Origin of the sequence: Streptomyces sp. Z423-1, assembly GCF_013009255.1 — a bacterium.
Lineage (GTDB): Bacteria > Actinomycetota > Actinomycetes > Streptomycetales > Streptomycetaceae > Streptomyces > Streptomyces gossypiisoli.
In genome coordinates, this window is record NZ_CP053109.1 from 7497163 (window position 1) to 7509494 (window position 12332).

8 protein-coding genes and 2 pseudogenes are annotated in these 12332 nt (G+C 71.6%); 7 read left to right on the forward strand and 3 right to left on the reverse strand.

The annotated features are described in order from the left end of the window. Positions 1-46 precede the first annotated feature (46 nt). The 3 genes and pseudogenes from HJD23_RS33760 to HJD23_RS33770 form a co-directional block, all read left to right on the forward strand. Positions 47-1225, forward strand: a complete 1179-nt coding sequence (locus tag HJD23_RS33760; RefSeq protein ID WP_171115758.1) for a DUF5685 family protein — start codon at positions 47-49, stop codon at positions 1223-1225. 435 nt (positions 1226-1660) lie between these two features. After that, positions 1661-2563, forward strand: a complete 903-nt coding sequence (locus HJD23_RS33765; RefSeq protein ID WP_171115756.1) for a S1 family peptidase — start codon at positions 1661-1663, stop codon at positions 2561-2563. 264 nt (positions 2564-2827) lie between these two features. Beyond that, positions 2828-3151, forward strand: a pseudogene (locus HJD23_RS33770) (S1 family peptidase); the annotation flags it as partial. Positions 3152-3162: 11 nt separating this feature from the next. Here the strand turns inward: HJD23_RS33770 and HJD23_RS33775 are convergent. Beyond that, positions 3163-3981 carry an IS5 family transposase gene (locus HJD23_RS33775; protein ID WP_171133996.1) on the reverse strand — a complete coding sequence of 273 codons (819 nt, stop codon included), beginning with the start codon at positions 3979-3981 and terminating at the stop codon, positions 3163-3165. A 73-nt stretch (positions 3982-4054) separates the two neighbouring features. Between HJD23_RS33775 and HJD23_RS33780 the strand changes: the two are divergent. The 4 genes and pseudogenes from HJD23_RS33780 to HJD23_RS33795 form a co-directional block, all read left to right on the forward strand. Next, positions 4055-4921, forward strand: a pseudogene (locus tag HJD23_RS33780) (S1 family peptidase); the annotation flags it as partial. Positions 4922-5235: 314 nt separating this feature from the next. Next, a complete protein-coding gene (locus HJD23_RS33785) occupies positions 5236-8760 on the forward strand; it encodes a DNA polymerase III subunit alpha (RefSeq protein ID WP_171113165.1) in 3525 nt (1174 codons plus the stop codon). Further along, positions 8757-9731: a hypothetical protein gene (locus tag HJD23_RS33790; RefSeq protein ID WP_171113167.1), complete on the forward strand. Its 975-nt coding sequence runs from the start codon at positions 8757-8759 to the stop codon at positions 9729-9731. Before HJD23_RS33785 ends, HJD23_RS33790 begins: the two co-directional genes overlap by 4 nt. Positions 9732-9947: 216 nt before the next feature. After that, positions 9948-10814: an alpha/beta fold hydrolase gene (locus HJD23_RS33795; RefSeq protein WP_171113169.1), complete on the forward strand. Its 867-nt coding sequence runs from the start codon at positions 9948-9950 to the stop codon at positions 10812-10814. Positions 10815-10868: 54 nt separating this feature from the next. On the opposite strand, the gene HJD23_RS33800 is transcribed toward HJD23_RS33795, so the two are convergent. Together HJD23_RS33800 and HJD23_RS33805 are read right to left on the reverse strand one after the other, a co-directional pair. Then, on the reverse strand, positions 10869-11942 hold the full coding sequence (locus HJD23_RS33800) for a lytic polysaccharide monooxygenase (protein ID WP_171113171.1): 1074 nt from the start codon (positions 11940-11942) through the stop codon (positions 10869-10871). Between the two features lie 204 nt (positions 11943-12146). Continuing rightward, positions 12147-12284 (reverse strand): hypothetical protein, encoded by a 138-nt coding sequence (locus tag HJD23_RS33805; RefSeq protein ID WP_171113173.1) that lies wholly within the window; start codon positions 12282-12284, stop codon positions 12147-12149. Between the last annotated feature and the right edge of the window lie 48 nt (positions 12285-12332).

Consider the following 12332-nt stretch of genomic DNA (forward strand, 5'->3'; position numbering starts at 1 on the left):
GATACGATGCCGCCGCTCAACATCGCACGTATCACGGGGGATCATCGTGTTCGGAATCGTCAGGCCGTGCCGGCATCGGCTGGGGGAGCGGCTCAAGACCGAGTGGATGGCGCACTTGTGCGGGCTGTGTCTCGCGCTGCGCGGCGATCACGGGCAGTTCGCGCGGGTGGTGACCAATTACGACGGGCTGCTCGTCTCCGTTCTGACGGAGGCTCAGGCCGGACCCACCGAGCGGGACGGGTGGCGGCGTACGGCCGGACCGTGTCCGTTGCGCGGGATGCGCACCGCGTCCGTCGCGCGGGGCGAGGGGGCACGGCTGGCGGCCGCCGTCTCGCTCGTGCTCGCCTCGGCGAAGGTGCGCGACCATGTGGCCGACGGTGACGGGCTGCTGGCCCGCAGGCCCGTGGCGCTCGCCGCGCGCCGGGTCGCGGACCGCTGGGGGCGCGCGGGGGCTCGTGGCGGGGCGGGCGTCGGTTTCGACACGGCGGTGCTGGTCGACGCCGTGGACCGGCAGGCCGGCATCGAGGCGCTCGCCGGGCCCGGTACGCCGATCCTGGTCGTCACCGAGCCGACCGAGACAGCGACCGCCGCCGCCTTCGCGCACACCGCCGTACTGGCCGGGCGGCCGGGCAACGCCGAGCCGCTCGCCGAGGCCGGGCGGCTGTTCGGGCGGCTGGCGCATCTGCTGGACGCCGTGGAGGACCGGGAAGCCGACGCGGCGTCGGGTGCCTGGAACCCCCTCACCGCCACGGGCACCTCGCTCACCGAGGCCCGGCGGCTCGCCGACGACGCCGTGCACGGGATCCGGCTCGCGCTGCGGGAGGTGGAGTTCTCGGACGGGCGGCTGGCGCACCGGCTGCTCGTGCATGAGCTGCCCGCCTCGGTCGACCGCGCCTTCGGCACCGCCTCCTGCGGGCACCGGGCCGACCTCGCCGGGCCCTACGCGCCGCCCGGGGGACCGGCCGGGCCCGGTGCGCCGCTGCCGCCCGGGCCACCGCGCCGCGACCGGCGCGGGCTGCTCGCGGGGTGTGCCGTGTGGCTGGGGCTGGCCTGTACGTGTCAGTTGTGCTGCGGCACGTACGAGGACCCGTGGACGCGGGAGCGGAAGGAAGCGCCGTGCGGCAACTGCGACTGCGGCGACTGCGGTTGTGACGGGTGCTGCAATTGCTGTGACTGCTGCGACAACTGTGGGTGCGACGGGTGCGACTGCGGGTGCAACTGCTGACGGGACGGTGGCACGAGCGGCGGCTCGCGGCGGTGTCCGGGCCTTATGGGCCGCTCGCGCTCACGGGCACGTACTGGCTCGACGAGCATCCGGAGGGGCGACTTCCGGACATCCCCGGGTCGTGGACGGCCGACAGTGACGGGATCGCGGCGGACGCATGGGTGGTGTTCGGTCCAGCTGGGTCTGCCCCTTCGCGCCGCCCGGGGAACCTGACGGGGTGCAGGGCGGGGCGGGGGCGGCCATTCCGTACAGCTGGTTCAAAAGTTGACGGCCGAAAGGCGCCCTTGCGCCCGCCCGTCGTGCGGCCGAATACTCCCCCTCAGCGCTTGTCAGGGGCACGGCGGGTTCGGAATCCGGACAACGATGCCACTGACTGCGCCTCACGGGCCCCGACCCCACGCGGGCCCCCGACTTCCCATGTGGAGGAACGACAAAGTGAGGATCAAGCGCACCACCCCCCGCAGCGGTACGAGACGGACCCGGCTGATCGCCGTTTCCACCGGCCTCGTGGCCGCAGCCGCGTTCGCGGTCCCCAGCGCGAACGCGTCCGACGTCACCACGTTCAGCGCCAACGAGCTGAAGAGCGCCAGCGACTCGGTGCTCAAGGCCGACGTCCCGGGCACCGCCTGGGCCGTCGACAGCAAGACCAACCGCGTGCTGCTCACCGTCGACAGCACGGTCTCCGCGGCCGAGCTCGCGAAGATCAAGAAGGCGGCCGGTGCCAACGCCGACGCCCTGACGATCAAGCGCACCCCGGGCAAGTTCAACAAGCTGATCGAGGGCGGCGACGCCATCTATGCGAGTAGCTGGCGCTGTTCCCTCGGCTTCAACGTCCGCAGCAGCAGCGGCACGTCGTACTTCCTGACCGCCGGTCACTGCACCGACGGCGCGGGCACCTGGTACGCCAACTCGGGTCGCACCACGGTCCTCGGCCCGACCGCCGGTTCGAGCTTCCCGGGCAACGACTACGGGATCGTCCGGTACACCAACACGTCCATCTCCAAGCCCGGTACCGCGGGCGGCGTGGACATCACCAGTGCGGCCACCCCGAGCGTGGGCACCAATGTCATCCGCGACGGCTCCACGACCGGTACCCACACCGGCCGGGTCACCGCTCTCAACGCCACCGTCAACTACGGCGGCGGTGATATCGTCCGCGGCATGATCCAGACCAACGTCTGCGCCGAGCCCGGCGACTCGGGCGGCCCGCTCTACGGCAGCAACGGCGTCGCGTACGGTCTCACCTCCGGCGGCAGTGGCAACTGCACCTTCGGTGGTACGACGTTCTTCCAGCCCGTCACCGAGGCGCTGAGCGCGTATGGCGTGAGCGTGTACTGAGCGCAGCGCGCATTGGTGCACTCGGCGCATCAAGCGAGCCCCCGCACGCAACTGGCGTGCGGGGGCTCGTCCTTGTGCTGAGCCCGGCCGGATCCGGCCCTGTGGGGCGATTTCAAGACAGGACTAGACCTCACGTACCGCATACCGGTTGCTCGCATGTGGTGTTTGCAGTGCGAAGATCGCCATGGTGACCGTGGACAGTCAAGGTTGCGCAAGGCGTAAGGGGCGCACGCCACTTGCCGTACACGCGTCCTGAAGTCGACCTTGTGTGCTCCCTGCGGGTCTCGGAATAGTGGGCGCCCAGTCCACAGACCTTCTGATCCGCGAGGTCCCCACTACCTCCCGGATCGACCCCCCACAGGAGGACGTGAGTTGAAGCACCGACGCATATCCAAGCGGCGGGCCGCCGTGGCAGGTGCGGGCATCGCCGCACTGGTCGCCGCGGGAGTGACCTTCCAGAGTGCGAACGCCAGCGAGGCCCCGGACGCCCCGGAGCTCAAGACGCTGTCGGCCCTGGCGGCCGGAAAGCTCGCCTCGACGCTCGACCGGGACCTCGGCGCCGACGCGGCGGGAACGTACTACGACGCTAAGGGGTCCTTTCAGAAAGCCGGATGCTTGCGGGCGAGGGTCATGCAGTGTGCGAGCTGAAGGAAGGCGTCATGCATGTCGTCTCGGGTTTCCCAGCGGGTCCGTAAGCGGCGAGGGCCGTGGAGCCAGGCGATGGCGGACTCGGCAACCCATCGCGCACGGCCCAGGCCCGAGCCGTGTGGCTGTCCGCGCCGGGCGATCTTCGGGACGATGCCGCGCTCGCGTAGACGGCGGCGGTAGCTGTCGTGGTCGTAGCCACGGTCGGCATACAGCGCGCGGGGCTTGCGCCGGGGCCGGCCCCGCTTGCCCCGCACCGGCGGCACGCCGTCGACCAGCGGCAGGAGCTGCGTGATGTCGTTGCGGTGTCCGCCGGTGTGCGATACCCGCAGCGGGGTGCCGTGCGCGTCGGTCAGCACGTGGTGCTTCGAGCCCGGCCGTGCACGGTCAACCGGACTCGGGCCGACTTTTGGGCTGCTTCGCCCCCGCTTGGCCGGCACGTGCGAGGCGTCAACGGTGACGCGGGAGAAGTCCAGGCGGTCCGCCGCCCGCAGCCGGTCCAGCAGCACCCGCTGGAGTTTCTCCCACACTCCGGCCTCCTGCCATTCGGCCAGCCGACGCCAGCAGGTAGGACCCGAGCCGAACCCCAACTCCTGCGGCAAGTACTCCCATTGGATACCGGTGTACAGGACGAACAGCACGCCCTGGAGCGTCTTGCGGTCATCGATGCGCTTGCGCCCCGGGTACCGGAACCGCCGCTCATGCTTCGGCAGCAGCGGCTCGATCACCGCCCACAGTTCGTCGCTGACCTCCCACGGCTTCCGCCGCGTCATGGTCACCCCCACAAAGCACGGGATCACGTCCATGTCCACCGTGCCACAAGAAGATCTTTCTGCAAGGACCCCTAAGGCGAAGAGCCTCGTGGTGAACGTGCTCGACGAGGCCGCCGCCCAGCTGGTCGAGGAGGCCGGCGCCAAGGCGAGAATCGTCGAGAACTCCCTCGCCGAGCTGAAGAGCGCGCGCACCACCCTCAAGCAGGACGCGACCATCCCCGGCACCGCCTGGGTGACCGACCCGACCACCAACAAGGTCGTGGTGACCGCCGACCGCACTGTCTCCGCGGCCGAGTGGAAGAAGCTGACCCAGGTCGTCGAAGGGCTCGGCGGCACGGCCGAACTCCAGCGGACGAAGGGGGAGTTCAAGCCCTTCATCGCCGGTGGTGACGCGATCACCGGTGGCGGCGGGCGCTGCTCGCTCGGCTTCAACGTGGTCAAGGGCGGCGAGCCGTTCTTCCTGACCGCCGGTCACTGCACCGAGTCCGTCTCCACCTGGTCCGACTCGTCCGGCAACGTCGTCGGCGAGAACGCGGACTCCAGCTTCCCGGGCGACGACTACGGCCTCGTCAAGTACACCGCCGACGTGGACCACCCGAGCGAGGTCAACCTCTACAACGGCTCGGCACAGCAGATCACGGGCGCGGCCGAGGCGACCGTCGGTATGCGGGTCACCCGGAGCGGTTCGACCACGCAGGTGCACTCCGGCACGGTCACCGGCCTGGACGCCACCGTGAACTACGGCAACGGCGACATCGTCGACGGCCTCATCCAGACCGACGTCTGCGCCGAGCCCGGGGACAGCGGCGGCGCGCTGTTCTCCGGCAGCAACGCGATCGGCCTCACCTCCGGTGGCAGCGGTGACTGCACGTCCGGCGGGGAGACGTTCTTCCAGCCGGTGACCGAGGCGCTGTCGGCGACCGGGACGCAGATCGGCTGATTCCGGAGCGCAGCTGTGCTTGTGCTCTTGTGAAGTCCCGCCCCTTGTGTGAGGGGCGGGACTTTCGCGTTCGCCGTGGGTGGTTGCTCTGTGGGGTGCGCTGCGGGGCGTCGTGGGCTTGTCGCGCAGTTCCCCGCGCCCCTTTGCCCGGCGTGCAGATCCGTCGCTCACATGCTGCTGGGGCGCGTTTGTGCAGGTGGGGCTTGCCCGAGTCGATGTCGCACAGACGTTCGGGAATTGGTCTATGGTGGGGGTGGGAGAGTTGGAACTGATGTTCGAGAGCCGGTAGGGGCTCGCGAGTGCGGGAGGTGCGTGTGCCGGGCTTCACGCATCTGCACACCGTCTCCGGGTTCTCCCTGCGCTACGGCGCCTCGCACCCGGAGCGGCTGGCCGAGCGCGCCTCCGAGCGGGGCATGGACGCCCTCGCGCTCACCGACCGCGACACCCTCGCCGGCACCGTCCGCTTCGCCAAGGCCTGCGCGAAGGCGGGCGTCCGTCCACTGTTCGGGGCGGAGCTGGCGGTGGCGGAGCCCGAGCCCGACCGCGTACGGCAGGACCGGCGCCGCCGCACCCCCGTGCGCGGCGGTGCCTTCATCGACGAGTCGACACCGCGCGTGACCTTCCTCGCCCGGGATGGCGCCCGCGGCTGGGCCGACCTGTGCCGAATCGTCACGGCGGCCCATGAGAGCGAGGGCACGCCCCTGCTGCCCTGGTCCGCCCACCACGCCGACGGCCTCACCGTCCTGCTCGGCCCCGACTCCGACGTCGGCCGCGCCCTCGCCGCGGGCCGCCCGGACCGCGCCGCGAAGCTCCTCGCCCCCTGGCGGGAGATCCACGGCGATGCCCTGCGCCTGGAGGCCGTCTGGCACGGCCGCAACGGCACCGGCCCCGGCTCCCTGCGCCTGGCCGCCCGTACCGTCGGCTTCGCCGCCGAGCAGCGGATCCGGCCCGTGCTCAGCAACGCCGTCCGGTACGCCGACCCCGGCATGGGCCCGGTCGCCGACGTACTGGACGCCGCCCGCCGCCTGGTCCCGATCGACCCGACCAAGGAGCTGGACTCCGGCGAGGCCTGGCTGAAGAACGCGGGTGCCATGCTCGGGGTGGCGGAGCGGGTCGTCGAAGCCGCCGGCTTCCGGCGGGACACCGCCCACCGGCTGCTGGAGCAGACGCAGGCGACCGCCGCCGAGTGCCTGGTCGACCCCGAGGACGACCTCGGCATCGGCACCGTGCACTTCCCCGAGCCGCATCTCGTCGGCGCGGACCGGCGCAGCGCACAGCGCGTGCTCGCATCCCGGGCGGCGGCGGGGATGGTGCTGCACGGCTACGCCGACCGGCGCGACTACTGGGAGCGGATGCACGACGAGCTGGACATCATCGCCCACCACGGCTTCGCCTCCTACTTCCTCACGGTCGCCCAGGTCGTCGACGACGTGAAGAGGATGGGCGTCCGGGTCGCCGCCCGCGGCTCCGGCGCGGGCTCCCTCGTCAACCACCTGCTCGGCATCGCGCACGCCGACCCGGTCGAGCACGGGCTGCTGATGGAGCGCTTCCTGTCCAAGCGCCGTCTGGTGCTGCCCGACATCGACATCGACGTGGAGTCCGCACGCCGCCTGGAGGTCTACCGGGCGATCATCGGCCGGTTCGGCGCCGAGCGGGTCGCGACGGTCGCGATGCCGGAGACGTACCGCGTCCGGCACGCCATCCGGGACGTCGGCGCCGCCCTGTCCATGGACCCCGCCGACATCGACCGCATCGCCAAGTCCTTCCCGCACATCCGCGCGCGCGACGCCCGCGCCGCCCTCGACGAGCTGCCCGAGCTCAGGCAGCTGGCGGGGGAGAGGGAGCGTTACGGGAAACTGTGGGAGCTGGTCGAGGCCCTGGACGCGCTCCCGCGCGGGGTCGCCATGCATCCGTGCGGGGTGCTCCTGTCCGACGCCTCCCTTCTCTCCCGTACGCCGGTCATGCCGACCAGCGGCGAGGGGTTCCCCATGTCGCAGTTCGACAAGGACGACGTCGAGGACCTCGGGCTGCTCAAGCTGGACGTGCTCGGGGTGCGGATGCAGTCGGCGATGGCGCACGCGGTCGCCGAGGTGGAGCGGGCGACGGGGGAGCGGATCGACCTGGACGCGCTGCGGGACGGCGATCCGGCGACGTACCGCCTCATCCGCTCCACCGAGACGCTGGGCTGCTTCCAGATCGAGTCGCCGGGGCAGCGGGACCTGGTCGGGCGGCTGCAGCCGGCCACCTTCCACGATCTGGTCGTCGACATCTCGCTCTTCCGGCCCGGTCCGGTCGCCGCCGACATGGTGCGGCCGTTCATCGCGGCCCGGCACGGGCGGGCCCCGGTCCGCTATCCGCACCCCGACCTGGAGGGGCCGCTGAGGGAGACGTACGGGGTCGTCGTCTTCCACGAGCAGATCATCCACATCGTCGACATCCTGACCGGCTGCGGGCGCGCCGAGGCGGACCGGGTGCGGCGCGGGCTGTCCGATCCGGAGTCGCAGGGGCGGATCAAGGTGTGGTTCGCCCAGCACGCGGCGGCGCGCGGGTACGACGCGGAAACGATTCAGCGCACCTGGGAGATCGTCGAGGCGTTCGGTTCGTACGGCTTCTGCAAGGCGCACGCGGTCGCCTTCGCCGTACCGACGTACCAGTCGGCGTGGCTGAAGGCGCATCACCCCGCCGCCTTCTATGCCGGGTTGCTGACGCACGACCCCGGGATGTACCCGAAGCGGTTGCTGCTGGCGGACGCGCGGCGGCGGGGGGTGCCGATCCTGCCATTGGATGTGAATACGTCGGGGGTCGCACACAGGATCGAACTGGTGTCTGAATCCGGGGTGTGGGGACTCCGGTTGGCCCTCTCCGACGTGCACGGGATCAGCGAGGCCGAGGCGACGCGGGTCGCGGACGGGCAGCCGTACGCCTCGCTGGTGGACTTCTGGGAGCGGGCGCGGCCCAGCCGGCCGCTGGCGCAGCGGCTGGCCCAGGTCGGTGCCCTGGACTCCTTCGGCGCCAACCGCCGTGATCTGCAACTGCATCTGACTGAGCTGCACCGGGGTGCGCGCAGTGGCGGCGGCGGTCAACTCCCGCTGTCCGGCGGGCGGAAGACCGCCCCGGCCGGGCTGCCCGACCTGTCCGCGGCGGAGCGGCTCAGCGCCGAGCTGGGCGTGCTGTCCATGGACGCCTCACGCAATCTGATGGACGACTACCGCGCCTTCCTCGACGAGCTGGGCGTGGTGTCGGCGCGGCGGCTGCGCGACGCCCGGCACGGCGAGACGGTGCTGGTCGCGGGCGCCAAGGCGGCCACGCAGACGCCGCCGATCCGGTCCGGCAAGCGGGTCATCTTCACCACGCTGGACGACGGTACGGGCCTGGTCGACCTCGCCTTCTTCGACGACTCGCACGACGCCTGCGCGCACACCGTCTTCCACTCCTGGCTGCTGCTGGTGCGCGGGGTGGTGCAGCGGCGCGGGCCGCGCAGCCTCAGCGTGGTGGGGTCCGCCGCCTGGAACCTCGCCGAGCTGGTCGAGCTGCGCGCGGAGGGCGGGCTCGACGTGGTGGCGGCGCGGCTGGCGGAGCGGGTGCCGGGGGCGGAGCGAGCGGAGCCGGGGCGGCCCCCGGAGCCTGTGCCGGAGGGGGCGGACGGTCCGGACGGCTCGAGTGGGGCGGACGGCTCGGGCGGTTCCGGGGGTGATCCGACGCACGGGCGGCGGATCCGTATGCCCACCGGATACGAGATGCATCCGTGGGCCGATCTGCGTCCTGCGGGCGAAGAGGCCTCACAAGGGCCTGCGAAGGCAAGGAAGTTGTGGCACCAGAGTCCGGGGAGTGCGGGATGACCATCCTCTGCGTACGTTTCCAGCTGCCGCCGATGTACGAGGCGGCGCTGCCCCGGCTGCTGGGGTTGCTGGAGGACTTCACGCCGGTCGTCGAGGCGTTGCCGCCGGACGGTGCGCTGGCCGATCTGCGGGGCGCCGAGCGGTACTTCGGGCGCAGCGCCGTGGAGCTGGCGTCGGTGATCAGGGTCCGGGCGCTCGCCCACCACGGGGTCGACTGCGCGATCGGCGCCGGGCCCGGCCCGATGCTGGCCCGGGTGGCGCTGCGGTATGCCGAGCCCGGGGTGACCTGCGTGGTGCCCGAGGAGCCGGACGCCATCGCGGAGTTCCTCGCCGACAAGCCCGTCGCCGTACTGCCCGGCGTCGGGGCCGCGACCGCCCGCACGCTGTGCGAGTACGGCCTCGACACCCTCGGCCGGGTCGCCACCGCGCCGCTGTCCACGCTCCAGCGGCTGATCGGCGCGAAGGCGGGCCGCGAGCTGCACGAGAAGGCGAACGGCGTCGACCGCGGCCGGGTGGTCCCGAACGCCGTCTCCCGTTCGCTGGCCGCCGAACGGCCCTTCCCGCGCGACGAACTGGACCCCGAGCGGCACCGCCGCGCGCTGCTCTCCGCCGCCGAGGAACTGGGCACCCGGCTGCGCGCCGTGGAGAAGGTCTGCCGCACCCTGACCCTCACCGTCCGCTACGCCGACCGGTCCTCGACCACCCGCAGCCGCACCCTGAAGGAACCGACCGCGCACTCGCCGGCGCTGACGCGTGCGGCGTACGGGATGTACGAGGCGCTCGGCCTCCAGCGTGCCCGGGTCCGCGCGATCGCCCTGCGCGCGGAGGGGCTCACGCCCGCCGAGCAGGCCTCCCACCAGCTGACCTTCGACCCCGTGGACGAGAAGGTCCGCCGGATCGAGGAGGTCGCGGACCGCGCGCGGGCGAAGTTCGGGCCGCGGGCGGTGATTCCGGGGTCGTTGGCGGCGTAGGGCCTTTGCGCGTTGTTCAGTTGGCCGAGGGGGGGCATGCCCATCCGGCCCTCCTGGTGACCGCTTCTGGCCGGTTATCACTGGAAGTTTTTACTGACGCGTAACTTCCCCCTTGAACTACCCATCCGTAACTTGACGAGTGAACAGCATCCTCGTGATCCGGATCACAGGGCGCAAGGCCATCGCACCTCCCTTGAGCCGCAAGGAGATCACCCGATGCTGCCCTGGAAACGAGTGCTCAGACCCGTGATCGCGCTGCTGCTGACCGCCGCGATCGCCACCCTCCCCGCCGCCACCACCGCCCAGGCGGCCACCGCCGCTCCCAGCAGCGGCTGGAACAACTACTCCTGCCGGCCGTCCGCCGCCCATCCCCGCCCCGTCGTCCTGGTCCACGGCACGTTCGGCAACTCCGTCGACAACTGGCTGGGACTCGCCCCGTATCTGATGAAGCGCGGCTACTGCGTCTTCTCCCTCGACTACGGCCAGCTGCCCGGCGTCCCGTTCTTCCACGGCCTCGGCCCCATCGAGAAGTCGGCCGGACAACTCGACGCGTTCGTCGACAAGGTGCTCGCCGCGACCGGCGCCGCCGAGGCCGACCTCGTCGGGCACTCGCAGGGCGGCATGATGCCCCGTTACTACCTCAAGTTCCTCGGCGGAGCGGCCGAGGTGAACGCCCTCGTCGGCATCGCCCCCGACAACCACGGCACGACCCTGTCCGGCCTCACCCGCCTGCTGCCGTACTTCCCGGGCGCCGAGGACCTGCTCTCCACCGCCACCCCGGCCCTCGCCGACCAGATCGCCGGATCCGCCTTCCTCACCAAGCTCAACGCGGGCGGCGACACCGTGCCCGGCGTGCGCTACACGGTCATCGCCACCAAGTACGACCAGGTGGTCACGCCGTATCGGAGTCAGTACCTGGATGGACCGGACGTGCGCAACGTGCTGCTCCAGGATCTGTGTCCGGTCGACTTCTCCGAGCATCTGGCGATCGGGCTGTTCGACCGGATCGCCTTCCACGAGGTCGCCAACGCCCTCGATCCGGCGCGGGCCAGGCCGACCACCTGTGCGTCGGTGTTCAGTTGAGCGTCGCCGGGGTCTGACCGGCCTGAGCCGCCGGTCAGACCCCGGAACCCTGGGTCAGCGGCCGTGCCGGCCGCCGCTCGCCGCGCGTCGGCGCACCGACGCGAACAGGGCCGCCGAGCCGAGCGCGAGCGCGGCCGCGCCGCCGACGGCGAGGTACGTGGTGCTGCTGTCGCCGCCGGTCTCGGCGAGGTTCTCGGACGTTCCGGCGGCCGCGGCCTTCGGCCGGTTGGCGGTGGGGGCGTCCGGGGCGGCGGACGTGCCGGGGTCGTTGTCGCCGTGGCCGTGGTTCTCGATGGTGGAGTGCTCGGCGGCGGCCTCGATCTGCTCGTCGGTGGGGGCGGAGGCGGTGGGGGCGGAAACGGGTGCCGCGGAGCCGTTGTTGCCGCTGCTGCTGTCGTCGCTGCTGTCGCTGACGTTGCTGCCGCTGTCACCGGCGTTGTCGCCGGAGCTGCTTCCGCTGCCGTTTCCGCCGTTGCCGCCGTTGCTGCCGAAGGTGACGTCCGAGCAGGAGTAGAAGGCCTCGGGGCTGTCCGAGCGCTGCCAGATCGCGTACAGGACATGCTTGCCGGAGCGCTCGGGGAGGCTGCCGGAGAAGGTGTAGAAACCGCCCGACGCGGCCGGGTCGGTGGCCGTCGCCACCGGGTTCGCCAGGTCCAGGTCATCCCAGCCGAGCGGCTGGGCGGGGTCGTAACCGGGCTTGGTGAGATAGACCGTGAAGGTGCCCTTGTGTGGGGCGGTCACGCGGTACTTGAAGGTGTACGACCCACTGCTCACCGATGTCGCGGGCCAGTCGGCGCGGGCCAGGTCGAGGCCTTTGAACGCCTCGTTGTTCGCGCTGCACAGCTTGCCGTCCGGGATGAGCGTCCGGTGCTGCCCGGCCGCGTCGCCGATGCGGACGCCGTTCCAGTCGTACAGCGCCTGGGTACCGCCCGCCGCGACCGCCGCCTTGCACGCGTCCGACGTGGGGCTCTCCGGGCCCTCCGCGTAGCACTGGGCGACCCGGCTGACCGGGTCGCCCATCGAGCCGTGCGCGGACGCGGGCGCGGCGGACAGCGCGGTCAGGGCGAGCGGGGCGATGCCGACGGCGGCGACGGCGGCGACGGCGGCGGCCTTGCGGCGTGCGGGCATGGGGGAACTCCTCGTAGCGGTCTCTTGGGTGGATCCCGGGGTGATCTTGGGTGGATCCCGGGGGTGATCCCGTGGGGGGCGTTCAGAAGCTAGCCCCAAGAAACCGCGAAATCGCCTGCTGGAGGCGGTCGAGGGAGATCCTTATGGTCCCTTTAAGGGAGCGCTCAGACTGCGCTGAGGTAGGTACGTGTCGCGAGCACCGGATCAGTGAGCCGGCCACCAGATGCGGGCGATGTCCTTGCGCACCTCGGGCCGGCGTTCGTAGGTGGGCTCGTCGGTCTCCTCGCGGAGTCGGCGGGCTTCCGTCTTCCGCGGGGGCTTGTGCACTGTGACTCGGCGCATGGCTGCCTCCTTCAGTGCCTACCGGGTTCCGTGTTCTCACGGAGGTAG